At 61.3% G+C, this 23,804-nt stretch carries 19 protein-coding genes and 1 pseudogene; 11 read left to right on the top strand and 9 right to left on the bottom strand.

The genetic code is table 11. The features are described 5' to 3' along the window. Window positions 1–44: 44 nt before the first annotated feature. The gene (gene leuC / locus ACM62R_RS13155) at window positions 45–1,451 is read right to left on the bottom strand and encodes a 3-isopropylmalate dehydratase large subunit (RefSeq protein ID WP_415184500.1); all 1,407 of its coding nucleotides are present in this window, start codon (window positions 1,449–1,451) and stop codon (window positions 45–47) included. Between the two features lie 424 nt (window positions 1,452–1,875). Between leuC and rsfS the strand changes: the two genes are divergently transcribed. The 6 genes from rsfS to ACM62R_RS13125 all read left to right on the top strand — a co-directional run bounded on the left by rsfS (window position 1,876) and on the right by ACM62R_RS13125 (window position 7,428). Continuing rightward, window positions 1,876–2,205 carry a ribosome silencing factor gene (gene rsfS / locus ACM62R_RS13150; protein ID WP_415184523.1) on the top strand — a complete coding sequence of 110 codons (330 nt, stop codon included), beginning with the start codon at window positions 1,876–1,878 and terminating at the stop codon, window positions 2,203–2,205. After that, window positions 2,205–2,675 carry a 23S rRNA (pseudouridine(1915)-N(3))-methyltransferase RlmH gene (gene rlmH / locus ACM62R_RS13145; RefSeq protein WP_415184499.1) on the top strand — a complete coding sequence of 157 codons (471 nt, stop codon included), beginning with the start codon at window positions 2,205–2,207 and terminating at the stop codon, window positions 2,673–2,675. Before rsfS ends, rlmH begins: the two co-directional genes overlap by 1 nt. A gap of 110 nt (window positions 2,676–2,785) precedes the next feature. Further along, complete coding sequence (gpmI, locus tag ACM62R_RS13140; RefSeq protein ID WP_415184498.1) at window positions 2,786–4,306, top strand: 2,3-bisphosphoglycerate-independent phosphoglycerate mutase; 1,521 nt, start codon at window positions 2,786–2,788, stop codon at window positions 4,304–4,306. A gap of 2 nt (window positions 4,307–4,308) precedes the next feature. Continuing rightward, a complete protein-coding gene (locus ACM62R_RS13135) occupies window positions 4,309–5,469 on the top strand; it encodes a murein hydrolase activator EnvC family protein (RefSeq protein ID WP_415184497.1) in 1,161 nt (386 codons plus the stop codon). Window positions 5,470–5,488: 19 nt separating this feature from the next. Then, window positions 5,489–6,856 (top strand): S41 family peptidase, encoded by a 1,368-nt coding sequence (locus tag ACM62R_RS13130; RefSeq protein WP_415184496.1) that lies wholly within the window; start codon window positions 5,489–5,491, stop codon window positions 6,854–6,856. A gap of 77 nt (window positions 6,857–6,933) precedes the next feature. Next, the gene (locus ACM62R_RS13125; RefSeq protein WP_415184495.1) at window positions 6,934–7,428 is read left to right on the top strand and encodes an RNA pyrophosphohydrolase; all 495 of its coding nucleotides are present in this window, start codon (window positions 6,934–6,936) and stop codon (window positions 7,426–7,428) included. A gap of 8 nt (window positions 7,429–7,436) precedes the next feature. Here ACM62R_RS13125 and nadC read toward each other — a convergent pair whose 3' ends face one another. The 4 genes from nadC to torT all read right to left on the bottom strand — a co-directional run bounded on the left by nadC (window position 7,437) and on the right by torT (window position 12,087). Next, entirely contained in the window at window positions 7,437–8,282 is an 846-nt protein-coding gene (gene nadC, locus ACM62R_RS13120; RefSeq protein ID WP_415184494.1) for a carboxylating nicotinate-nucleotide diphosphorylase, read from the bottom strand. Next, window positions 8,279–9,859, bottom strand: coding sequence for an L-aspartate oxidase (locus ACM62R_RS13115; RefSeq protein ID WP_415184493.1), 1,581 nt, complete (start codon window positions 9,857–9,859; stop codon window positions 8,279–8,281). The genes nadC and ACM62R_RS13115 overlap by 4 nt, the downstream gene beginning before the upstream one ends. Beyond that, window positions 9,856–10,908, bottom strand: a complete 1,053-nt coding sequence (gene nadA / locus ACM62R_RS13110) for a quinolinate synthase NadA (RefSeq protein ID WP_415184492.1) — start codon at window positions 10,906–10,908, stop codon at window positions 9,856–9,858. The genes ACM62R_RS13115 and nadA overlap by 4 nt, the downstream gene beginning before the upstream one ends. A 159-nt stretch (window positions 10,909–11,067) precedes the next feature. Next, the gene (gene torT, locus ACM62R_RS13105; protein WP_415184491.1) at window positions 11,068–12,087 is read right to left on the bottom strand and encodes a TMAO reductase system periplasmic protein TorT; all 1,020 of its coding nucleotides are present in this window, start codon (window positions 12,085–12,087) and stop codon (window positions 11,068–11,070) included. A 34-nt stretch (window positions 12,088–12,121) separates the two neighbouring features. Between torT and ACM62R_RS13100 the strand changes: the two genes are divergently transcribed. Next, the gene (locus ACM62R_RS13100; protein WP_415184490.1) at window positions 12,122–14,857 is read left to right on the top strand and encodes an ATP-binding protein; all 2,736 of its coding nucleotides are present in this window, start codon (window positions 12,122–12,124) and stop codon (window positions 14,855–14,857) included. Here the strand turns inward: ACM62R_RS13100 and ACM62R_RS13095 are convergent. After that, a complete protein-coding gene (locus tag ACM62R_RS13095; protein ID WP_415184522.1) occupies window positions 14,827–15,531 on the bottom strand; it encodes a response regulator in 705 nt (234 codons plus the stop codon). The two genes, ACM62R_RS13100 and ACM62R_RS13095, sit on opposite strands and share 31 nt — an antisense overlap. 113 nt (window positions 15,532–15,644) lie before the next feature. Here ACM62R_RS13095 and ACM62R_RS13090 point away from each other — a divergent pair, with 113 nt between their 5' ends. After that, complete coding sequence (locus ACM62R_RS13090; protein ID WP_415184489.1) at window positions 15,645–18,329, top strand: molybdopterin-dependent oxidoreductase; 2,685 nt, start codon at window positions 15,645–15,647, stop codon at window positions 18,327–18,329. A 155-nt stretch (window positions 18,330–18,484) separates the two neighbouring features. Here ACM62R_RS13090 and ACM62R_RS13085 read toward each other — a convergent pair whose 3' ends face one another. Then, window positions 18,485–19,744: a urate hydroxylase PuuD gene (locus ACM62R_RS13085; RefSeq protein ID WP_415184488.1), complete on the bottom strand. Its 1,260-nt coding sequence runs from the start codon at window positions 19,742–19,744 to the stop codon at window positions 18,485–18,487. 104 nt (window positions 19,745–19,848) lie between these two features. Here ACM62R_RS13085 and ACM62R_RS13080 point away from each other — a divergent pair, with 104 nt between their 5' ends. After that, window positions 19,849–20,778 carry a LysR family transcriptional regulator gene (locus ACM62R_RS13080; protein ID WP_415184487.1) on the top strand — a complete coding sequence of 310 codons (930 nt, stop codon included), beginning with the start codon at window positions 19,849–19,851 and terminating at the stop codon, window positions 20,776–20,778. Here the strand turns inward: ACM62R_RS13080 and uraH are convergent. Next, the gene (gene uraH, locus ACM62R_RS13075) at window positions 20,763–21,116 is read right to left on the bottom strand and encodes a hydroxyisourate hydrolase (protein WP_415184486.1); all 354 of its coding nucleotides are present in this window, start codon (window positions 21,114–21,116) and stop codon (window positions 20,763–20,765) included. The two genes, ACM62R_RS13080 and uraH, sit on opposite strands and share 16 nt — an antisense overlap. Window positions 21,117–21,261: 145 nt before the next feature. Here uraH and puuE point away from each other — a divergent pair, with 145 nt between their 5' ends. Continuing rightward, entirely contained in the window at window positions 21,262–22,680 is a 1,419-nt protein-coding gene (gene puuE / locus ACM62R_RS13070; RefSeq protein ID WP_415184485.1) for an allantoinase PuuE, read from the top strand. Beyond that, on the top strand, window positions 22,677–23,171 hold the full coding sequence (locus ACM62R_RS13065) for an ureidoglycolate lyase (protein WP_415184484.1): 495 nt from the start codon (window positions 22,677–22,679) through the stop codon (window positions 23,169–23,171). The genes puuE and ACM62R_RS13065 overlap by 4 nt, the downstream gene beginning before the upstream one ends. Before the next feature lie 219 nt (window positions 23,172–23,390). On the opposite strand, the pseudogene ACM62R_RS13060 reads toward ACM62R_RS13065, so the two are convergent. After that, window positions 23,391–23,615 (bottom strand): annotated as a pseudogene (locus ACM62R_RS13060) (IS3 family transposase); the annotation flags it as partial. Between the last annotated feature and the right edge of the window lie 189 nt (window positions 23,616–23,804).

Raw genomic sequence — 23,804 nt, 5'->3', positions numbered from 1 at the left:
GCTGTGCGTACGTTTGCCGGCCATGGCCCGCCCGCCCGCGCGGATTACATCATCTCGCGGATATCAGTCAGATGGCCGGTAATGGCCGCCGCCGCCGCCATCGCCGGGCTAAGCAGATGGGTGCGGCCGCCGCGGCCCTGACGCCCCTCAAAGTTGCGGTTCGAGGTGGCCGCGCAGCGTTCGCCGGGGGCCAGCTGATCGGGGTTCATCGCAAGGCACATCGAGCACCCCGCCAGACGCCATTCAAAGCCCGCGTCGATAAAGATTTGCGCCAGACCCTCTTCCTCGGCCTGCGCCCGCACAAGACCCGAGCCGGGCACAACCATGGCGCGCATCCCGTCCTTGATCTTCTTGCCTTTCAGCACGGCGGCAGCGGCGCGCAGATCTTCGATCCGGCCGTTGGTGCAAGACCCGATGAACACGGTGTCGATCTGAATGTCGGTCAGTTTCTGACCAGCGGTCAGGCCCATGTAGTCAAGCGAGCGTTGCGCCGCCTCGACCTTACCGCCGGTAAAGTCCGACGGGCTGGGCACGGTGCCGGTGATCGGCAGCACATCCTCGGGCGAGGTGCCCCAGGTGACGACGGGGGCAATGTCTTCGCCCCTGAGCGTCACGACCTTGTCGAAATGCGCACCTTCGTCGGTGTAAAGGGTTTTCCACCACGTCAACGCCGCTTCCCATTGCGCGCCTTTGGGGGCGTGCGGGCGGCCCTTGCAATAATCGAAGGTCTTTTGGTCAGGCGCGATAAGGCCCGCACGGGCGCCACCCTCGATGGCCATGTTGCATACCGTCATCCGGCCTTCCATCGACAGATCGCGGATCGCTTCGCCGCAATATTCGATGACGTAACCGGTGCCGCCGGCGGTGCCGGTCGCACCGATGACGCTGAGGGTGATGTCTTTGGCGGTGACACCGGGGCGCAGTTTGCCGGTGATTTCAACCTTCATGTTTTTGGATTTCTTCTGGATCAGCGTTTGCGTGGCCAGAACGTGTTCTACCTCGGATGTGCCGATACCATGCGCCAGCGCACCGAATGCGCCGTGGGTGGCGGTGTGCGAATCGCCGCACACCACGGTCATGCCCGGCAGGGTCCAGCCCTGTTCGGGGCCAACGATATGCACGATACCCTGGCGGACGTCGGAAACGGGATAGTAGTGCACCCCGAAATCGCGCGCGTTCTTGTCCAGCGCCTCGACCTGAATCCGCGATTCCTCATTCTTGATGCCCTGTTCGCGGTCAAGCGTGGTGGGCACGTTATGGTCAGGCACGGCGATGGTTTTTCCGGGGGCACGCACCTTGCGCCCAGCCAGTCGCAGCCCTTCAAAGGCTTGCGGGCTGGTGACTTCGTGGACCAGGTGGCGGTCGATATACAGCAGGCAGGTGCCGTCAGCGTCTTCTTGCGCGACGTGGGCATCCCAGATTTTGTCATACAGGGTCTTGAGCGCGGTCATGGCTCTCTCTCATAGATGGCTGTGGATTAGATAAGGGGCAAAAGAGGGGTGCAAAGACCCCGGCGTATCAAAGATACGCGAGAATGGAGCGGCTTTCGCCGTAAAAGCGTTCCCGCAAGCGGGCGCGATCGTCCATATCAAAAAACCGGGTCATGCGTGTTAGATACCTTGGAATCGGCTTTGTGGCAATATGGCACCCGAATAGGGCTGGTCTTGGCCCGCGTTTCTTGAGATTTAGCGCCGCTGATGCTAGTTTCATGGTATTCCCCGCGCCGGGGGCCTTCGGCGCGCCTATCTGGAGGGCACTGTCCTGACTCATTCTGACCCTGCAACCGGGCTGCCGGTTGGACCGCGCGCGGTGCGCACCGCCAATGCAAGAAACGAAAAAGGTGAGCTGGTCGACCAGCCAAGCAGCGAAGAGCTGCTGACAAGCGTTCTGGCGTCACTGGAAGACGACAAGGCCGAAGATGTGGTGACGATCGACCTGAAGGGGCGGTCCTCGATGGCGGATTACATGGTGATCTGTTCGGGGCGCAGCTCTCGCCAGGTGGGGGCGATTGCCGAAAAGCTGATCGACCGGCTAAAGCAGGAATATGGTCGGCTAAGCCGGATCGAAGGCAAGGAACAGGGCGACTGGGTGTTGATCGACACCGCAGATGTCATCGTGCATGTGTTCCGCCCCGAAGTGCGCGACTTCTACCAACTTGAAAAGATGTGGATGCCCACCTCGGATCTGGGGTCGGGGGTCGTCTGATGCGGGTCCATGTCTGCGCCGCGGGGCGGCTGCGGGCGGGGCCGGAAAAGACGCTGGTTGACGATTATCTGGAACGTTTCGGCAAGACCGGGCGGGCGCATGGCCTTGGCCCGGCGCAGGTGATCGAGGTTGAGGACAAGAAGAACGCCGGGATGGAGGCCGAGGCGGTGTTGCTGGAACGGGCCGTGCCTGCGGGTGCGGTGATCTGCTGTCTGGATGAGCGCGGGGCGGTGCTGTCCTCGCCCGAGTTTGCGGCACGGGTGACCGGCTGGCGCGACGCGGGGCGGCAGGATCTGGCCTTTGTGATTGGTGGGGCCGACGGGATCGCGCCGGGGCTGCGCGAACGGGCGGATTTCAGCATGAGCTTTGGGCGGATGGTCTGGCCGCATATGCTGGTGCGGGTGATGCTGGCCGAACAGATTTACCGGGCGGCGCAGATTGTGGCGGGAACGCCTTACCACCGGGTCTAACGGGGGCGCTGCCCCCGCACCCCCGGGATATTTACGCCAGAAAGAATGCCCAGAGTTGCCCTGCCGCGCCGCCGCGCGTAATCAGGGGCAGGATTTTGCAGGAGGCCCAGATGACCCATCCCAAACCCGTGGTTTTGTGCATTCTGGATGGTTGGGGCGAGAGGGCCGAACGTGAGGGCAATGCGCCCCTGCTGGCAAACACGCCGAATTTCGATGCGGTCATGGCAGGTTGCCCTCGGGCGACGCTGATTACACATGGGCCCGATGTGGGGTTGCCAAGCGGGCAGATGGGGAATTCAGAGGTTGGGCACACCAATATCGGCGCGGGCCGGGTGGTGGCGATGGATCTGGGGGCGATTGATCTGGCGATTGAGGATGGCAGTTTCTTCAGCAACGCCGCCCTGTTGAGCTTTGTCGCGCGGCTGAAAGAAACGGGCGGTGCGGCGCATCTGATGGGGGTGGTGTCGGATGGCGGGGTGCATGGGCATATCCTGCACGTTCTGGCTGCGGCGCGGGCGATTGCCGGGGCCGGGGTGCCGGTGGTGCTGCATGCGATCACTGACGGGCGCGATGTGGCCCCTACCTCGGCGGGCGAGTTTGTGGCCGAATTGCTGACCGGGCTGCCAAAGGGCGTGCGTGTCGGCACCGTCATCGGTCGCTACTGGGCGATGGACCGTGACACCCGCTGGGAGCGGGTCAGCCGCGCCTATGGGGCGATTGTTCAGGCCAAGGGCGCGGCGGCAGCCGATGCCCGCACCGCCGTGGCCGATGCCCATGCGCGGGGCGAAACGGATGAGTTCATCGCCCCCACGGTGATTGATGGTTACCGGGGTGCCAAGGATGGCGACGGGTTCTTTTGCCTCAACTTCAGGGCCGACCGCGCGCGCGAGATTCTGGCCGCATTGGGCGCACCGGAGTTTGACGGGTTTGACGTGGCGGGGCGGCCGCAATGGGCGGCGATGCTGGGGATGGTCGATTACTCAAAGGCGCATGACGCCTATATGACCAGCGCCTACCCCAAGCAGACCATCGTCAATACGCTAGGCGAATGGGTGGCCAAGCACGGGTTGACGCAATTCCGACTGGCCGAAACGGAAAAATATCCGCATGTGACGTTTTTTCTGAACGGCGGCAAAGAGGCCCCCGAACCGGGCGAAGACCGCTGCATGCCAAAGTCACCCAAAGTGGCAACCTATGATTTGCAGCCCGAAATGTCGGCCCCCGAGGTGACAGCGAAATTCATAGCCGCGATCAGCCATGGCTACGATCTGATCGTGGTCAACTATGCCAACCCCGATATGGTGGGCCACACTGGCGATCTTGCCGCCGCGATTGCTGCCTGCGAGGAAATCGACCGCGATCTGGGGCAGGTGCTGAATGCGCTGAAGGCGGCGGGCGGGGCGATGATTCTGACCGCCGATCATGGCAATTGCGAGGTGATGATCGACCCCGTGACGGGGGGGCCGCATACCGCGCATACGACCAATCTGGTGCCGGTCGCGCTGATTGGCGGGCCTGCCGGCGTGCGGCTGCGGCATGGGCGGCTGGCCGATCTTGCGCCGACGCTGCTGGAGTTGATGGGCCTGCCGCAACCCGATGAGATGACCGGCAAAAGCCTGATCGAGCGGTGAGGATGCGCGCGACCATACTGGCTTTGGCGTTGGCCCTGACCGTGCCGATAATGGCGGCGGCGGCCCAAGGGCAAAGTGCTGCGGCCAAGGCCGCGCTGCTGGCCGCTGACAATCTGCGCACGGCGGTATCGGCGCTGGATGTGGCGAAATCGTCGAAAGACCGCGTCGCTGCGCTGACCGAAACGATCCGCGCCTATGAGGAAGGTCTGGGGGCGCTGCGCGACGGGTTGCGCCGCGCCGCCATCCGCGAGGCCGAGATCCGCGCCGTGTTCGATGCCAAACGTGACCGCGTCGGGCGGTTGCTGGGGGTGATGTCGACGATGGAGCAATCCGACGGGCCGCTGTTGCTGCTGCATCCGGCGGGGCCGGTCGGGGTGGCGCGATCGGGCATGGTGTTGGGGGCGGTGACGCCCGCGCTTCAGGCCGAGGCTGAGGCGATGCGAACGACCTTGCAGGAAATATCAGACCTGCGCAGCCTACAGCAAAGTGCCGCGGCGACGCTGCAAAGCGGGCTCGCCTCGGTTCAAGAGGCGCGCACGGCGCTAAGCGAGGCGGTGGCAGAGCGGATCAACCTGCCGACCCGCTATCTGGAAGAGCCCGAAGAACTGCGCGCGCTGGTCGAAAGCGCGGACACGATGGAGGGCTTTGCCTCGGGGTTGGCGGATATTGACAATGACATCGGCGCCCCGATGGATGATTTTGCGGGTGCGATGGGCACGCTGCGCCTACCGGTGATGGGTAGCCTGCTGCGCCGCGCCGGTGAGGCCGACGCCGCCGGTATCCGCCGCCCTGGCATGATCTTGGCCACCGCACCGGCCGCGCTGGTCACGACACCCTGGCCCGCGACCATTCGCTACCGCGGGCCGCTCTTGGACTACGGAAATGTGATCATCCTAGAGCCCGCAAAAGACTATCTTCTGGTTCTGGCGGGCCTGGACACCGTCTATGGTGAAGTAGGGGACGTGCTTGCGCAGGATGCGGCAGTGGGTCTGATGGGCGGATCCGAGCCGGGCGCGAAAGAGTTTGGCACGGATTTTGTGGCAGCGGCACAGATTGGCGGTGGCGCAGGGCGGTCAGAAACGCTTTATATTGAACTGAGACTGAACAAGAAGCCCGTGGACCCCGCCCAATGGTTCACTGAAACGCGTAAAGACCAGGGATGAGGAAAACCAGGGATTGACGATGAAAAAATTCGTAATGGCCGCGATTGGCGGTACTATCGCCGGGGCAATTCTGACAACGCAGGTTGCCGGGCCCCTGGTGGCACAAGAGGCCGCCAAATCGGCCTCGGTCTATGAGCAGTTGGACCTGTTTGGTGACATCTTTGAACGGATCCGCACGGATTACGTCGAAGAGGTCAAGGACTCGGATCTGATTGAGGCGGCGATCAACGGGATGTTGACATCGCTTGACCCGCATTCCAGCTATCTGCCGCCCGACGCCTATGACGATATGCGCACGCAGACGCGGGGCAGCTTTGGCGGGCTTGGCATTGAGGTGACGCAGGAAGAGGGCTTTGTAAAGGTCGTCTCTCCGATGGACGGCACGCCTGCAGCAGAAGCGGGGATCGAGTCGGGCGACTATATTACCCATGTGGATGGTGAATCGATCCTTGGGCTGACGCTGGATGCCGCCGTGGAAAAGATGCGCGGGCCGGTGGGCAGCGAGATTGTCATTACCGTGGTGCGCGAAGGCACGCTTGAGCCGTTCGATGTGTCGATCATCCGCGACACGATCAAACTGACCGCCGTAAAGGGCCGCACCGAAGGCCAGACCGTCGTGCTGCGGATCACCACGTTCAATGATCAAACCTACCCCAATCTGGTGGACAGCCTGAAAACGGCGGTCAAGGACGCGGGCGGTATGGACAAGGTGAACGGCTTTGTTCTGGATATGCGCAACAACCCCGGTGGCCTGCTGACCCAGGCGATCAAGGTGTCTGACGCGTTTCTTGATGCGGGCGAAATCGTATCGACCCGTGGCCGCAAGGCCGAAGACAGCGAACGTTTCAACGCCTCGGCCGGCGATCTGGCCGAAGGTAAACCCATTGTGGTGCTGATCAACGGCGGGTCTGCCTCGGCCTCCGAAATCGTGACCGGGGCGCTTCAGGATCATCACCGCGCAATCGTCGTGGGGACGAAATCCTTTGGCAAGGGCTCGGTCCAGACGGTGATGCCGATCAAGGGCGATGGCGCGATGCGGCTGACCACGGCGCGCTATTACACGCCGTCGGGTCGCTCGATCCAGAACCTGGGGATTGCGCCCGATGTGGTGGTGCAACAGCCGCCCAAAGCCCCGGCCGTCGAAGAGGACGAAGCCGCGACCAAGATCAGAACCCGGTCAGAAGCCGATCTTCGCGGCACGTTAAGCAACGATTCCATGTCCGAGGACGAAAAAGCCCAAGCCGAGGCGGAACGCACCAAGGCCGAAGAGGCGGCAAAGCTGCGGTTGGACGATTATCAACTGGCCTATGCCATTGATATTCTCAAGGGCCTGTCGGTGATTTCACCCGACGTCGTCAAATCGCTGGCCGACGCGACAAAGAATTAGCGCGGCAATTGCGCCATTGAACCGGGGGGCCTTGGCCCCCCGTTTCGCCATTGCCCCTTGCTATCACAGGACACCGTATGACCCCCGATCAGATTTCCACCCTTCCCTATCGGCCCTGCGTGGGTGTGGTGCTGATAAACCCCCAAGGGTTGATCTTTGCAGGGCAGCGCATCGACAGCCCGGTTGCCGCCTGGCAGATGCCACAAGGCGGGATCGACGCGGGCGAGGCCCCCTATGACGCGGCGCTGCGCGAATTATGGGAAGAGACCGGGGTGACGGCGGATCTGGTGGAACCGGTCGCCGAAACCGCAGATTGGGTGACCTATGACCTGCCCGATGAATTGATGGGCAAGGTCTGGAAAGGCCGATACCGGGGGCAGCGGCAAAAGTGGTTCCTGCTGCGATTTCAGGGCGCCGACACCCAGATCCGCATTGCCACCGACCACCCGGAATTTGCGTCCTGGCGCTGGATTGGCGCGGCAGAGATGGTCGCGGCGATCGTGCCGTTCAAACGGGCGGTTTATGAATCCATCACCGCCGAATTCGCACCTTATCTGCACGGGATCAACTGACCGGCCGTCTAGAAATCCAGGCCAAGGTCCAGCGTGCGCGCTGAATGGGTCAGCGCCCCCGATGAGATGTAATCAACCCCGGTGGCCGCCACCTCTGCGATGCGTGGCAGTTGCATATTGCCCGACGCCTCCAGCACGACCCTTCCGTCGGCCATTGCCACCGCTTGGTGCAGCGTGGGCGTGTCCATATTGTCAAGCAGCACGACATCGGCACCGCCGATGGCCAGCACTTCGGCCAGTTGGTCCAGCCGGTCAACCTCAATCTCAATCCGCATCATGTGACTGCGGGCTGCCTTGGCGGCGGTCAGAACGGCGGTAATCCCGCCGGCGGCGGCTATGTGGTTGTCCTTGATCAGGATCGCGTCCGAGAGGCCGTAGCGGTGGTTAAAGCCGCCTCCGTGCTGCACCGCCAGCTTTTCCACCGCACGCAGGCCGGGGGTGGTTTTACGGGTGCAGGTGATGCGCGTGTTCGTGCCGCGCGTTTTCGCCACAAAGGCCGCGGTCAGCGTGGCAATGCCCGTCAGCCGCCCGGCAAAGTTCAGCGCCACCCGTTCCGCCATCAGGATCGAGGCGGCGGCGCCGTCGATGGTCATCAGCGTATCGCCGGGCTGGCAAGGCTGGCCATCAGCGACCTGCGTTTCCAACCGAAGCGCGGGGTCGACCAGCCGGAACGCCACCGCGGCGATCTGCATGCCGGAAACCACGCCCGCCTCGCGCGCGTTCAGGCGGGCAGTGTAGCGGACACCGGCGGGAATGACTGCGCGGGTGGTCACATCCCCCATCGGGGACAGATCTTCGGTCAGCGCCGCACGAACCAGTGGTTCAAGCAGGAAATCAGGCAGGGTTGCAGTCATCGGGTATCCTCAGTGACATCGGCGCGAAGGGCCAGGGCGGTGGCCAGTGTCAGGCGCGATCGTTCGGCCTGCGCCGGGTCGGCGTCAGGGTAATCGGTGCGGAAATGCCCGCCCCGGCTTTCCTCCCGCATCAAGGCGGCGGCGGCGATCAGCGTGGCGGTGGCGGTCATGTTCGCCAGCGTTTCGGACGGTGGCGCCAGGGATTCGATTTCGCCAATCTCGGCCAGCGCGCGGCGCAAACCTGCCTCGTTGCGCATGACGCCGACATGGGCGGTCATCAACTGCCGCAACCGGGCGATGGCGTCAGGGTCCGGAACGGTGCCACCTTCCGGGAAGGTCAGGCTGACCGCAGGGGCCGCGACCACCGGGCCAAGGGCCGCATCAATCGACAGGCTGCACAGACGGGCGAAAACCAGCGCTTCAAGCAGCCCGTTCGAGGCCAGACGGTTTGCGCCATGCAGCCCGGTAGACGACGCCTCGCCGCAGGCCCAAAGGTTGCCAAGGCTGGACCGGCCCTGCGCATCAACCGCAACGCCCCCCATGTGGTAATGCGCGGCGGCGGCAACCGGAATAGGCTGTGAAACAGGGTCTATTCCGGCCCGTTTGCAAGCTTCGGCCACGGCGGGAAAGCGGGTCAGTACCGACGCGCCCAGCGCCGCGCGGGTATCAAGCATCGGCCGGTGCCCGGCCACGGATTCAGCAAAGATCGCGCGGGCGACAATATCGCGGGGGGCCAGTTCGGCATCGGGGTGCAGGGGCAGCATGAAGCGGGTGCCATCGGCGTTGATCAGGGTGGCCCCTTCGCCGCGCAGCGCCTCGGTTGCCAAGGGGGCGGGGTCTTCGCCGCAATCAATGGCGGTGGGGTGAAACTGCACGAATTCGGCGTCAGCGATAACGGCACCCGCGCGGGCGGCCATACCGATCACCTGGCCGCGAATCCGCGGCGGGTTGGTGGTCACTGCATAAAGCCCGCCTGATCCACCGCCTGCCAGCAGCACCGCCGCCCCGCGCAGCAGCACCCGCCCCGAAGGCACATCCGCGCGTTCCAGCCAAACGCCGGTGACGGTACCGTTCAGCGCCTCCAATCCCGACGCCAGCACCCCCTCAAGCACCTGCACCGAGGGCGCCACACGCACGGCAGCGATCAACGCCTGCATGATCTCGCGGCCGGCTTGATCGCCCTTGACGCGGACCACGCGCGGCTGGCTATGCGCCGCTTCGCGCGACATGATATAGTCGCCGCTCGCGTCGCGGTCGAACGGCGTGCCAAGGGTGGTCAGGTTCAGGATATGTGCCTTTGCCTCGGCGGTGACCATGCGGGCGATTTCGGGGTCGACTGTGCCGGCGCCCGCACGCAGCGTGTCTATTGCGTGGCTTTCCGGGCTATCACCAGCCGACATCGCCGCCGCAACCCCGCCCTGTGCCCAGGCAGACGAGGCCCCTGCCCCCAGCCGTTCAGGCGAAATCACCAGCACCGGGCGCGGCGCCAGTTTCAGCGCCGCGTAAAGCGCCCCCAGACCCGCCCCGACGATAATCACGCGGTCAGTGGCAAGGTGGGCGGCAGACTGCGGTATCATGCCATGGTTTTCCGCGACAGATCTATCATCCGCTGCACAGCCACGCGGGCACGGGCGGAAATTTCAGGGTCGACCACCACTTCGGTCGTCATCGTATGAAGCGACCAGAGAATCTTTTCCAAGGTGATTTTCTTCATATAGGGGCACATGTTGCAGGGGCCGACAAAGTCGACTTCTGGCAGTTCATCAGCGATGTTCGAGGCCATGGAACATTCAGTAACAAGCATCGCCCGGCCGGGTTTGTGGCTGTGCACATAGTCGATGATACCCGAGGTCGAGCCGGAAAAATCAGCCTCGGCCACCACATCGGGCGGGCATTCGGGATGCGCGATGATCTGCGTGTCAGGGTAATGGGTGCGAAATTCGCGCAGGTCGGCGGCGGTGAATTGTTCGTGGACGATACACGACCCCGCCCACCAGACCACCCGCTTGCCCGGCACCTGGCGCGCCACGTTCTGGGCCAGATACTGGTCAGGGGTCATGATGACGGTATCGCCTTCCATCGCGGCAACGATCTGCGCGGCGTTGGACGATGTGCAGCAGATATCCGAGGCGGCCTTCACCTCGGCAGTGGTGTTGACATAGCTGACAACCGGCGCACCGGGGTATTTGGCGCGCATCTCGGCAACGCCTTCAGCGGTAATGCTTTCTGCCAGCGAACAGCCTGCCGCCATATCCGGGATCAGCACGGTTTTCGCCGGGTTCAGGATTTTTGAGGTTTCGGCCATGAAATGCACACCGCATTGCACGATCACGTCGGCCTCGACCCTGGTCGCGGCAATCGCCAGTTGCAGACTGTCGCCCACAACATCGCCAACCCCGTGAAACACCTCTGGCGTCATGTAGTTATGCGCCAGAATGACGGCATTTCGTTCGCGTTTCAGGCGATTGATTTCCATCACATAGGGCGCATAACGGGCCCAGTCGGCCAGCGGCACGACGCGGTTCATCCGGGCGTGTATATCGGCCGTGGCTTCGGCCTTTTCCAGCGACGGCGCAAGATCGTAGGCCTCGGCAAGCGAGCTCCGCATCAAGGCAATATCCAGCATGGGCTTCCTCCTCCCAACGTAGGCATGGTTGCATTTAAGGGCTGTGGCGGGTGGGCGCTATGGGAATATTGACGGAAAATTTGCTTTTTTCGGGAATGGAGCCAAGATCGGGGCCATGTCGCCACGATTTGCCGAGCAATCGCCTGTATTATTTCAGGATCACTCAATTTTCGGAAAATAGTCCGCAGGCGAAAGATGGACGTTTTGCAAAGCTGAATCACCGGGCGTCAACGGCAGGATTTTTGGCCCCCGTTTGCCGACCCTTCGATGGTCTTGCAAAAACGTCAACACTTGGCGCAACGCCATTCGCCCCTGCTCTTGCGGGTCATCGAAGGGCGCAAACAGCACGCTACCGCCCACCAGGCCACGCTTGACCGTATGGGCAAGATAGGTCGCAATCAGCCTTGGCGTTCTATTTGCATCAGGATGCGCGCGCAAATGGCCCATTGCGGCCTCAATCGTGGGGGCGCTGCCGATGATATAGTCAACATCAGGGTGTCGGGACAGTGCGGTTTCGACCAGTGCCAATTGGGCATCCAGGCCGGTATCTGCGCCGTAAACGGCGATAATCCGGGTGCTGCTGTTGACCAACGCATCGCGCAAACCTGCCTCTAACGGCGCGGTCCAGCCGGATTCGCGGGGACCGGAAATCAACACCGCCGTTTTGAGGGGACCGCCCGCGGGATCGCGCGCGGCAAGATAATTCCCCACTGCCCGCCCCATATCAGCCCAGTCGACCCCTACCGACCCACTCAGAACAGGCGAATGCAGCACATTGACCAGCGCAAAGACTGGCACTTTTTCAGCCGCCCGCACGATGGCCGCCAGTAAATCGGGGTGGTCTGACGTAACGGCCCCGATCACAATTGCATCGACGCCCGCTTCCACACAGGCATCAACCTGCCGGATCTGGCTTTCGCGGGCCTGATAGCCGCCCGCCTCTTGGATCCACAGGGTTGCATCGCGCAGCCTTGCCTCTTGCTCCAGCCCATAGCCGACGCTGAGCCAGTATTCATCCTTGAAATGCGGCACCAGCACGCAGACCGAAACCGCCGGCGCCGCTAAACCCGGGCCTCCCATGGCAAGCGCCGCGCCAAATATCACGGCCAGACGCAATCGCGTTGAACCGCGCAGAAAGGCTTCGTAATACTGCATCATGCGCAAGGCTCGTTTTGACACGCGGCTCCTTCAGGTTTTTGCCATCATGGGGGTCATGACCCTGATGGTCGGCGGCATTTCCATTGCCGTCAACCGCCATCTTATCAAAACCAACGACGCGATGATGGCGCGTAGCCTGCCAGCGGTGGATTTGGCCAGCCGAATTGGCGCATCGGCTGATCTGGTCGGGTCATTGGCGGCAAGCTTTGTCAACGCAAATGCCGAAACGGAGCTGGACCGTGCGGCGAAAGTCCTGGCCGATACCGTTGCTGGCATCCATGACGACATGGCTAAACTGCAATCGCTGATCGGGCGGATCGCAACACCCGACGACAGCCCCCCGATCAGCACTTTGGTGACGCAGATGACCGCCGATGCGAGAGATGCACTGATCCTGGGTCAAAGCATCGCGAAGGTGCGCAACCGCCTGGACCAGCAGGCGCAGCGCCTTTCCCTGCTATTGGCCCAACAGTTGGATCTGGCGCGATTACGGATCACATCGGCTATTGCTGATCTGTATATGCAAGACGGCAGCGCACTGCGGCCACGGCTTGACCGGATGGCTGACGACTATTTCTTTTCGTTCGAGAGAATTGGCGAATTGGTTCGCGCGGCCGATCTGATCCGTATCCTGACCGCGCAGATGACAGAGGCAGAAACCTCCGGCGCAATAGACACGCTGGCCGCAGATCTGACCCGCTGGATCAACCTTGCCGATCAGCGCATCGACTACCTGCCAATGACAGCCGCCAAAGCCGAGTCACGGGCGCTGCTACAGGATTTTCGCGCGGCACTGGGAACCGGTGGGGTGGCAGCAGAGGGTGTGCGGCGCGCGCAAGCCTTGGCGCGCATCGGATCGGCAAGCGCGCAGTTGCACAACCGCATCCAAGCATTGGCCCAGCGCGCGCAGGCTTTACGGCAGGCCGCCCAGCGCGACAATATTGCGCGGGTAACTGCAGCCACGAAGCTAAGTGAAAGGCTGTCAGTGGGCCTGTTTATCGCCGTCGGAATTGCTGTTTTGCTTAGCGCGTTACTGCGGGCCTATGTTCGCAGGCAATTGGTGCAGCGCATGGCCAATGTCTCGCGCCGGATCATTGCGGTGGCGCGCGGCGACAACGACACGCCAATTTCGATCAGTGGCAATGATGAAATTGGCCGGATGGAAAAGGCGCTGAACATTCTGCGGCGCCGTGCCGCCGAAGCTGCACGCCTGCGCAACCGGCTGGAAGAGGCGGTAATCGCACGCACCGGCGATATCCTGCGCGAGATGCACGATTCCAACGCCGCCCGCGCCGAGGCCGAGACCGCCAATCTGCGCAAATCGCAGTTTCTGGCGCGGATGAGCCATGAGATCCGCACCCCGCTGAACGGCTTTATCGGGATGCTCAACCTGTTGGTTCTGGATGAACAGCGCCCCGACGAACGCGCGCGGTTGCACGTCGCGCTGGAGTCGGCGCGCAACTTGTTGGAGATTACCAATGACATTCTGACGTTTGCCAGTGCCGGTGAAGAACAGGGCGGCAGCACCGATGTGCATTTCTTTTTGCGCAAACTGATAGGGCAACTGGCGCTGCAACTGGAGGCGCTGGCAGGTGCAAAGGGGCTGACAGCCGTTGTCGATCTGGCAGAAGATGCGCCGCCGGTGCTGTTTGGCGATCTGGTCAAGATCCGGCAGGTGGTGACCAATCTGATCTCGAACGCGGTGAAATATACGCCGTCGGGGCGGGTGTCGCTGCTGATCGACCATGCCCGCGATCCTGCGACAGGTGCGCCGGTGCTGGCCTTCACCGTGGCCGATACCGGGGTGGGTATGACCCGCGCAGCGGCGGACCGGGCGTTTGATGCCTATAGCCGGGCGGCCTCGGCGCGGCGGGCCGGGGTCGAGGGGGCCGGGCTTGGCCTTGCGATTTCGCGCCGGCTGACGGAACAGATAGGCGGCGCGCTGGATTTTGAAAGCGCGCCGGGGGTGGGCAGCCGTTTCACGTTGACGGTGCCGCTGAAGGTCGGTGACCCGGCTCGCATCGAAGAGGCGCAGACGGTCGTGCCCTTGTCGGCGCAGGGGCGGTCGGTGCTGGTCATCGAGGATCATCCCGTCAACCGGATGGTCGCGCGCGGCTTTTTAGAACGGATGGGCTGTCGCGTGACCGAGGCGGTTGACGCTGCCGCCGGGTTGCGGGCCGCCAAGGCGCAGCACTTTGACCTTTTGCTGATTGACCTTGGCCTGCCCGACATGCCGGGCGAGGCGCTGATTGCAAAGCTGCGCGAGGTGCCCGGTCAGGGGGCGCTGGTCGCGCTGACCGCGCATCTGCTGGACGACAGCGCCGAAAGCCGCGCCGCGCTGGGGGTGTCGGTGATCTTGACCAAACCGCTGTCGCCGCGCGCGCTGGCCGAGGTGCTTTCGGGTCTTTCCACGCCAGGGCCGCAGACCCCTGCCGCCGCGCCACCCGAGGTTCTGGCCGCGCTGCAATCTGACCTGAAGGAGATCGGTGCGGCGGAAACCGAAGCCATCGTGCGCGCCTTTCTGGAGGATCTGCCCGCCGCGCTGCACCAGATTGAAACCGCCCCACCCGATGGCAGGCGCCGCGCCGCGCACCGGTTGAAGGGGGCGGCGGCGAACTTTCGTCTGACCGAGTTTTGCACCCTATTGGCCCGGTTGGAGATGCTACCGGGCGCGCTGTCCGCCGCTGATCTGACCCGGCTCCGGGCCGGGGCCGATGCGACACGCAACGCGATAGAGGCGGCGGCGGTGACGGCGGGGCTTCAGCCTGCTTCTGGCGCGACCAGCCTGTAACCCTCGCCGTGGATGGTCAGAATCCAGTCAGGGTTCACGGGGTCTGCTTCGATCTTGCGGCGCAACCGGCCGACCACCACGTCGATCACCCGGTCCGCGGCGCGATGCTGGCCACGGCCGATCAACTCTGACAGGCGGTCGCGGCCCAGTGTCAGGCCGGGGTGGTCGGCCAAGGCGCCCAGCACCTCGAACTCCTGCTTGGTCAGGGGAACGTTGCACGCCTGCGACACCAGCCTGCGGCGAATCCGGTCAAAGCGCCACGGCCCGATCACGTCTGTCGGGGCGAGGCCTTCGGGCGCCTGCCCGATATCCGCGATCCGCGCGAGCAGGTTTTTCACCCGTGCCGCCAGTTCGCGGGGATCGAACGGCTTGGTCACATAGTCATCGGCACCCATTTCAAGCCCGACGATCTTGTCAACCTGATCGGCCCGCGACGACAAAAGGATAATCCCCACTCGCGATTTCGAGCGCTGTTCGCGGGTGATCGTCAACCCGTCCTTACCCTCAAGATTGATATCAACCAACAACAGCTCTGGCGGGTCCATTTCAATGATGTGTTCCATCGCGTCGGCATCTTCGGCCTCTGAAACACGGTATCCCAGTTCGCGCATATAGGCGGCAAGGCGCATCCGCGTGACGCGATCATCTTCGACGATAAGGATATGTCGACGCATGGCCTCGCCTTTACATTTCTTTACAAGATCGAACATCTGAACTTGCGTCATGTCAACAAGAATCGCTGCGGTGGTGACTAGTGTCCGGCAAAGTTCAGCCATTGGAGGCACGCATGTCATTCACCACCCCAAGCCGCCGCGCATTCCTGCAAGGCACCGTCGCGCTAGGCGCCAGCAGCCTGCTGGCCAGCCGCGCCATGGCCGCCATCGACCCCAACTCATTCGCGGGGCGTGCTTTTCATGCAACCCACTACGGCCCGTTTGAGGCTGTGGTGCGTGACGGCAAGCTGATCAACATCAGCGCGGTGCCCGAATTGGACGCCCGCCCGACCGAGATGCTGCTTCATGGTGTCGTGGACCGCACCTATGACAAGACCCGCATCAACTATCCGATGGTGCGCAAATCCTATCTGGAAGGCTGGCAGACCGGCGATACCAAGCCCGAACTGCGCGGCAAGGAAGAATATGTCCGCGTCGATTGGGATACCGCGCTGAAACTGACCGCCAAGGCGATTGTCGACACGATCGAGACCCATGGCAACCAGGCCATCGTCTCTACGTCTTATGGCGGTTGGAGCCATGCCGGCCTGATGCGCCCCAACGTGCTTCAGGGCAAGTTTTTCAACATGCTGGGTGGCTGCACGCTGACCGTGGGCGACTGGTCTGCCGGCGCAAGCCAAATCAGCCTGCCGCATGTCATCGGCGATATGGAGGTTTATTCGGCCCAAACCGCCTGGGAAGTGATCCGCGACAACACCGAGGTGTTCGTGCTGGTCGGCTGTGACCCGATCAAGAACAACCGTATCGAATTCACCGTGGCCGATCACGGCATGTATGGCCCGTGGGAGCAGATCCGCGACAACGGCACCAAGTTTATCTCGATCAACCCGCAGCGCACCGCGTCAGACGATTTTCTTGAGGCCGACTGGGTCAGGATCGTCCCCAATACGGACGTGGCGCTGTTCAACGCCATGGCCTATCACATTCTGGAACTGGGGCTGGAAGACACCGAATATATGGCGAAATACACTGTCGGGTCAGACAAGTGGATTGCCTATGTAAAGGGTGAAGGCGACGACAAGACGCCGAAAACGCCCGAATGGGCCGCCGCGATCACCGGTATCGACGCGGACAAGATCCGCGAACTGGCCGAGTTGATGGCCAAATCCAAAACCGAGATTGCCGGCGCATGGTCACTGCAACGCGCCCACCACGGCGAGATGACGCACTGGGCAATCATCAACTTTGCTGCGCTGACCGGCAAGATCGGCAAGCCGGGCGAAGGCGTAGGCTTTAGCTGGCACTACGGCTGTGGCGGGATGCCACAATCGGGCAAGGCCACCCCTGTCGGGCTGAGCCAAGGCAAGAACCTGGTGACCGAGTATATCGTGCCTGCCTCGCGGATCACCGAGGCGCTGGAAAACCCCGGGGCCGAGATCATCTATAACGGCAACGTTCGCAAATACCCGACCACCAAGATGATCTATAACGCTGGCAACAACTTCATGTCGCACCAGCAAGACACCAACCGGCTGATCCGCGCGCTGGGGACGGTTGAAACCATCGTCAGTCAGGACGTCTGGTGGACAGCGGCGACCCGCTGGGCCGATATCGTGCTGCCCGCATCCTCGACGCTGGAACGCGATGACATCAGCGTGGGCGGCACCTATTCAAACGACCGTATCTACGCGATGAAAAAGGTGATCGAGCCGGTCGCCGAAAGCCGCAGCGATTTTGACATCTTTGCCGACCTGGCGGACCTGATGTACAAACGCAGCCAGTTTGTCGAAGACCAGCAATACGAAGAATATATCGACATCATCAAACAGGCCTATTCGCGCACGACCGCCTCGGAAACCACGCCGTTCGAAGAGTTCTGGGAAAAAGGCTACGCATGGCAAAAGGCCCCCGAAGCGGCCCGCGCCTGGGTGCGCCACGGCGATTTCTACACCGACCCGGAAAAGAACAAGCTGCACACCCGGTCGGGCAAGATCGAAATGTTCTGCGACACCATCGCAGAGATGAACCTTGAAGATTGCCCCGGCATGCCGACGTGGCTGGAGCCGGCCGAATACCTTGGCAACGCCCAAGAGGGCCAATTGCACATGGTCAGCCCGCACCCGTGGTTCCGTCTGCACAGCCAGATGGGCAACTCGGAACGGCTGCGCGACCTTTACATGATCCAGGGCCGCGAGCCGGTGCGGATCAACAGTGAAGACGCCGCCGAACGCGGTATCGCCAACGGCGATCTGGTAGAGATTTACAATGACCGTGGCGCCGTTATCGCCGGGGCCGTAGTATCGGATGAGATCATGCCAGGCGTAATTTCGATCTATGAAGGGGGCTGGCCACAGCTGGACAGCAAGGGGCGCTGCAACTCGGGTCTGGCCAACTTCCTGACGTCGTCGCAAAAGTCGTCGGGGCTAAGCCAGGCAACGACCGCAAACACCTGCCTTGTTTCGATCAAGAAATGCGAAGACCCGGAAGGCCCGAACATGGCCTATGACAAACCTGCGATCATCGACGACATGGAGATCACCGAAATCGACGATGATCTGCTGAACCTGGACCGGATTGATGCCTTGGTCGAGGCGCTTTACGCCGATATGTCGCCGGGGGAAAAGATGTTCTACGAACGTTGCACGGTCTGCCATAGCCCGCGTGACCCGGCCGCCTTTACGCAGTTGCAGTGGAAATCCATCACCCCCTCCATGTTCCCGCGCGCGGGGCTGGATGCGGACGAGGAAACCCTTGTGATGGACTTCCTGATGAAAAGCGCCTCTGACGCGTCGAAATAAAACCAAAGCATGGCGGCCGGGTATTGCCGGCCGCCATCCATTTATTCTGTGACCTGCCCGATCGCCCACGCACCACAAACGCGGTCAGCTACCCCCAAAACGCGACAACCGCGGCCAAAGCCGCGGTTGCCGGGGAGGCACAGAGGTACTGAAAATCAGTCCATGGCAACGGTAAACGGCAGGTTCTTGGCAGCGTCGCGATACCATTTGCGCACCAATTGACGCTCTTCCGGTTCCATATACGATACGTTCGCGGGGGGCATGGCAACTGTCAGACCTGCCTGGACGTAGATCAACCGCGCATTTTTGGCGATGTCCGCAGGCGTTTCCAACAAGATATTCTTGGGCGCATGGTAGATGCCCTCATACCCCGGCTCGCGGGAATGACACATTGCACAGCGCCCCGGAATCACACCCGTCACCTCTTCAAACCCTTCCGCATTGGCAAACACCTGCTCTGTACGGTTAAGGTCGCGTGCCTCGGATTCTTCGTAGGTGTCCTGATCCAGCGGCGAGTTGGACAGCCAGACTATCGCAGCAAACAGTGCCGCGGTCGCAAACCAGGTCCAGATCGGTTTACCCTTACGGGCGTGCATCGTGTTGAAGTAGTGACGGATCGTCACCCCCATCAAAAATACCAGACCCGCAATCAACCAGTTGTATTTGGTCGCAAAGGCCAGCGGATAGTGGTTCGACAGCATCAAGAACAAAACCGGCAGCGTCAGATAGTTGTTGTGGGTCGAACGCAGCTTGGCGATCTTGCCGTATTTCGGATCAGGGGCACGGCCCTCTTGCAGGTCTTTCACCACGATGCGCTGGTTCGGCATGATGACGAAGAACACGTTGGCCGTCATGATCGTGGCGGTAAAGGCGCCCAGATGCAGCAGCGCGGCGCGGCCGGTGAAGATCTGGTTATAGCCGTAGGCCATCGCGACCAGTAGAATGAACAGCAGCACCATCAGAAAGGTTGGTTTTTCGCCCAGCCCCGATTTGCACAAGAAGTCATAGACCAGCCAGCCAATCGTCAGCGATGCCGCAGAAATGGCAATGCCCTGCCAGATCGCCAGATCTGCCTTTTGCGCATCAACCAGGTAAAGTTCGGCACCCGCCCAATAGACGATCATCAACAGCGCCGCCCCCGAAAGCCAGGTCACATAGCTTTCCCATTTGAACCAGGTCAGATGCTCTGGCATCTGCGACGGTGCGACCAGATATTTGCGGATGTGGTAGAAGCCGCCACCGTGGACCTGCCACTCTTCCCCATGCGCGCCCGCCGGAAGATCCGGTGCCTTGCGCAGCCCCAGATCAAGGGCGACAAAATAAAACGATGATCCGATCCAGGCGATTGCGGTGATGACGTGCAACCAACGCACGGCAAACCCCAGCCATTCCCATGAGATTATAAGATCCATCATGACTTCCTCCCAAAAAAATCAGATCTCAACCCTAGCCGGATGTGCCATTTCACTGTATTGTGAAAAGACTCCTAGCTGTTTCAAATAAAAACGAACAATAGCTGATGGCATATCTGGACAACATACGCACCTTTGTTCGTGTATTCGAACTGGGAAACATGTCAGCGGCAGCACGGGATTTGCGGATCTCGGCGGCGGTCGCGTCGGCACGGATTTCCCAATTGGAAGACCACCTTGGCATCAGATTGTTTCAGCGTACGACACGAATATTAAACGCTACAGAACAGGGTAACATCTTTTATCCCGGTGCGCGTAAGATCCTTGATGCCGTGGACGAAGCCGAAGCCGACGTGAACGAGGTGACGCTGATCCCGCGTGGCATTTTGCACATTTCGGCACCGCTAGGGGCTGGTAGCCGGTTGATCGCGCCCGAAATACCAGACTTTCACGCACAATACCCCATGATCAAGCTTAGGCTGCGGCTGTCAGACCGTAAGGTAGACTTGGCGATGGAAGGATTGGATGTCGCATTTTATCTGGGAATCCCCGAGGATTCGAGCCTACGCATCCGCAAAATCGCAGATTGCCCGCGGCTGCTGTGCGCGTCACCCAGTTATGTCGAAAAGCGTGGCGACCCGTCCAATAGTGAAAATTTGCGCACCGAACACGCCTGCCTGAATCTGCGCTATCCCGGCGCCCCCGAATTTCAGTGGCCGCTGCAAACCGCGGATGGTGTCAAACGCATCGAGATTTCAGGCCCGTTCGAATGCGACGATGGCGACGTGCTGACCGATTGGGCGATTGCCGGGCACGGCATTATCATGAAACCGCTGTTTGAGGTGGCGCAGTATATAAGGGAGGGCAAGCTCGTGCAGGTTTTAGCGCACGAGCCTCCGGTGCCGATCCAGATGGCCTGCCTTTACACGCATCGGCGCAAGCAAGACCCGAAAACGCGACTGTTCATAGATTTCATGATCGAGCGAATGACGGTCGCTATTTCCGACGCGAGACAGGTCGCTCAGCTACCGCGGTAAGTGGAATATGAATACGGCGACAGCAGCAACGGAACATGGTAATGGACCGCCTCAGACATGCCAAAGCGCAGCGGAATCTGGTCCAGAAACTTTGGGTCTGCCAAGTCGGCGCCACTGGCGTCAAGGTATTTACCTGCGTGGAAAACCAGCTCGTAAGTGCCAACGACAAATTCAGCAGCGGGAAGAATATGTTGATCGGTGCGACCGTCATCATTGGTGGTCAGGGCGCGAATCAACGTGCGGCTCTCGCCTTCCAGCCGGAACAGCTCGATCCTGAGGCCAGCAGCGGGGCATCCGCGCGCAGTATCAAGCACATGGGTGGTAAGATAGCCAGACATCCATTCCTCCAATATATATTCAGGGTATTGTGCCCCGTATGGGGCTTGTGCGGCATCACAAACGTTCAAGCAACAGCTTCAAAAACTTTTTGAAGGTTTCCGGCGTTCTTCCGTTCTACAACTACAGAAAACCAAGGAGTCCCTCATGAACCGCTATCCTCGCGATTTCAGGGGTCACGGGTCCAAGCCCGTCGACCCGCAATGGCCAAACCACGCCAAGATTGCCGTGCAATTCGTCGTCAACTACGAAGAGGGCGGTGAAAACTGTGTGCTTCACGGTGATGCGGCGTCCGAGGCTTTCCTGTCGGAAATCGTAGGCGCCGCCGCATGGCCGGGTCAGCGGCACTGGAACATGGAATCCATCTACGAATATGGCGCACGGGCCGGGTTTTGGCGCCTGCATCGCCTGTTCACCGAACTGGATATCCCGGTGACGGTTTACGGCGTCGCAACCGCGCTGGCACGCAACCCCGAACAGCTGCGCGCGATGCAGGACGCCAACTGGGAAATTGCCAGCCACGGCCTGAAATGGATTGAATACAAGGATTATTCCGACGCCGACGAACGCGCCGACATGCAAGAGGCGATCCGCCTGCATACCGAAGTGACCGGCACCCGCCCGACTGGCTGGTACACCGGGCGCTGTTCGGCCAATACCGTGCGTTTGGCGGCGGAAGAGGGCGGTTTTGACTATGTGGCCGACACCTATGCCGACGATCTGCCATATTGGGTGCGCTACGGCGACCGCGATCAGTTGATCGTGCCCTATACGCTGGACACCAACGATATGCGCTTTGCCACGCCGCAGGGGTTCAATTCGGGCGATCAGTTCTTTGCCTATCTGAAGGACAGTTTTGACGCGCTTTACGCCGAGGGCGAGGCGGGTGCCGCCAAGATGCTGTCAATCGGGCTGCATTGCCGGCTGATCGGGCGGCCGGGCCGCGTAATGGCACTGCGCCGGTTCATGGAATACGCCAAATCAAAAGCCGATGTCTGGTTTGCACGGCGCATCGACATTGCCCATCATTGGCAAGAAACCCATCCGCCCCGGCATTTCGCCCGACCATCCGAGATGACCAAGGCCGATTTCGTCAAAGCCTACGGTGGTGTTTTCGAACATTCCCCCTGGATCGCAGAGCGCGCCTGGGAACTGGAGCTTGGCCCCGCGCATGACTGCGCCACCGGTCTGCACCACGCACTGGCACGGATGTTCCGTTCAGCAACCGAGGCCGAGCGCCTGGGCGTTCTGACCGCCCACCCCGACCTTGCCGGGAAACTGGCCGCCGCCGGCCGGCTGACCGCAGAAAGCACCTCAGAACAGGCGGGCGCGGGGTTGGACAATTTGACAGACGCGGAACGCGAAACGTTCACCGCGCTCAACGAAAAATATACCGCAAAGCACGGCTTTCCGTTCATCATTGCGGTGCGCGACAATAGCAAAGCCTCGATCAAGGCGGCGTTTGAGCGGCGCATCGACAACGACCGCGACACCGAATTTACCGAGGCGTGCCGTCAGATTGAACGGATAGCCGAGTTGCGCCTCAAGGACGCCTTGCCGCAATGAGCAACCCGCTGTCTGTCGCGCCACTGACGGCTGCTGCATTTGCCCCCTACGGCGAGGTGATCGAAGTATCCGGCACCCCGGACAAGATCATCAACCAAGGCATGTGCGGCCGTCACCATGATCTTGCCCAACTGGACTTTGCCAGCGGCCATGCCGGGATCAGCCTGTTCGACGCCAAGGCGCGGCAGCTGCCCTACCTGGTGGATATGGTTGAACGCCATCCTTACGGCAGTCAGGCCTTCATTCCGATCACCGGCACCCGGTTTTTGGTGATCGTGGCGGACGATGCAGACGGCAAGCCAGCCAACCTGAAAGCGTTTCTGACCGGTCCTGGCCAATCCATCAACCTGCATCGCGGCGTCTGGCATGGGGTTCTTGCCCCGTTGAACGCCCCCGGCCAATATGTGGTAATCGACAGGATCGGCACGGGAAACAACCTTGAGGAGCATTGGTTCAAAAACCCCTTTCTTATTGAGACCGTGCCAGCCTGACACAGGGGGGCCGCAAACGCCCCTTTGCTGCAAGACAAGGCGGCGCGCCAGGCACGCGCCGCCAGTGTCAAGCCGCCGTCTTTTGCGTCAACACCTTACCGGCGGGTCACCCCAACAGGCACCCGGGTGAACTTTCCAGCGATCTGGAACTGAAATAGTGCAATCCGAATATCGATCCTTGAAACGCGAAGATCTGCGTTGCTTTTTTACGATTACTCACTCCTCCCTGAGAATGCGTTTCTCACGCCAAAGTCGGCCCTTCTCTTGAGCAAGGCTCAGATCCCCTTTCGACACGGCATCAGTGTCGCGGTGTGCCGTGATCCACTTATTCGGCGTCGCCATTCCGACACCCAGATCATTAGCCACCTGCTTACGCAGACGCCCACTGGCCAACGCGATGTGCATCGCACTCTTGCGGGATTTGTTCGTTCTTCCATGTATCATGGCTCGTCTCCTTTCTTGTAGCAGTAAATGCTGCCAAAAGAGCGGCATCAAACCGCGATGGGCCCAATATTGCGCATCGGGTGTGGCGCCAGAACCCGGTCTTTAGGATCAACATAGGCCAGCACCTGGGTAATCAGAGGTAGTTCGGTCTGTTTGACCAGGTTCGGGGCGTTTCGTAAGTGGATTTCC

The sequence above is a fragment of the Phaeovulum sp. genome (genome assembly GCF_047638075.1).
Lineage (GTDB): Bacteria > Pseudomonadota > Alphaproteobacteria > Rhodobacterales > Rhodobacteraceae > UBA6197.
Note: the sequence above shows the minus strand (reverse complement) of the source record. Positions and strands in the feature narration are given on the sequence as shown.

Coding starts and splice junctions, on each gene's coding strand:
- leuC (WP_415184500.1), bottom strand. CDS start 1,451: ATGACCGCGCTCAAGACCCTGTATGACAAAATCTGGGATGCCCACGTC.
- rlmH (WP_415184499.1), top strand. CDS start 2,205: ATGCGGGTCCATGTCTGCGCCGCGGGGCGGCTGCGGGCGGGGCCGGAA.
- gpmI (WP_415184498.1), top strand. CDS start 2,786: ATGACCCATCCCAAACCCGTGGTTTTGTGCATTCTGGATGGTTGGGGC.
- ACM62R_RS13135 (WP_415184497.1), top strand. CDS start 4,309: ATGCGCGCGACCATACTGGCTTTGGCGTTGGCCCTGACCGTGCCGATA.
- ACM62R_RS13130 (WP_415184496.1), top strand. CDS start 5,489: ATGAAAAAATTCGTAATGGCCGCGATTGGCGGTACTATCGCCGGGGCA.
- ACM62R_RS13125 (WP_415184495.1), top strand. CDS start 6,934: ATGACCCCCGATCAGATTTCCACCCTTCCCTATCGGCCCTGCGTGGGT.
- nadC (WP_415184494.1), bottom strand. CDS start 8,282: ATGACTGCAACCCTGCCTGATTTCCTGCTTGAACCACTGGTTCGTGCG.
- ACM62R_RS13115 (WP_415184493.1), bottom strand. CDS start 9,859: ATGATACCGCAGTCTGCCGCCCACCTTGCCACTGACCGCGTGATTATC.
- nadA (WP_415184492.1), bottom strand. CDS start 10,908: ATGCTGGATATTGCCTTGATGCGGAGCTCGCTTGCCGAGGCCTACGAT.
- ACM62R_RS13100 (WP_415184490.1), top strand. CDS start 12,122: ATGACCCTGATGGTCGGCGGCATTTCCATTGCCGTCAACCGCCATCTT.
- ACM62R_RS13095 (WP_415184522.1), bottom strand. CDS start 15,531: ATGCGTCGACATATCCTTATCGTCGAAGATGATCGCGTCACGCGGATG.
- ACM62R_RS13090 (WP_415184489.1), top strand. CDS start 15,645: ATGTCATTCACCACCCCAAGCCGCCGCGCATTCCTGCAAGGCACCGTC.
- ACM62R_RS13085 (WP_415184488.1), bottom strand. CDS start 19,744: ATGATGGATCTTATAATCTCATGGGAATGGCTGGGGTTTGCCGTGCGT.
- ACM62R_RS13080 (WP_415184487.1), top strand. CDS start 19,849: ATGGCATATCTGGACAACATACGCACCTTTGTTCGTGTATTCGAACTG.
- uraH (WP_415184486.1), bottom strand. CDS start 21,116: ATGTCTGGCTATCTTACCACCCATGTGCTTGATACTGCGCGCGGATGC.
- puuE (WP_415184485.1), top strand. CDS start 21,262: ATGAACCGCTATCCTCGCGATTTCAGGGGTCACGGGTCCAAGCCCGTC.
- ACM62R_RS13065 (WP_415184484.1), top strand. CDS start 22,677: ATGAGCAACCCGCTGTCTGTCGCGCCACTGACGGCTGCTGCATTTGCC.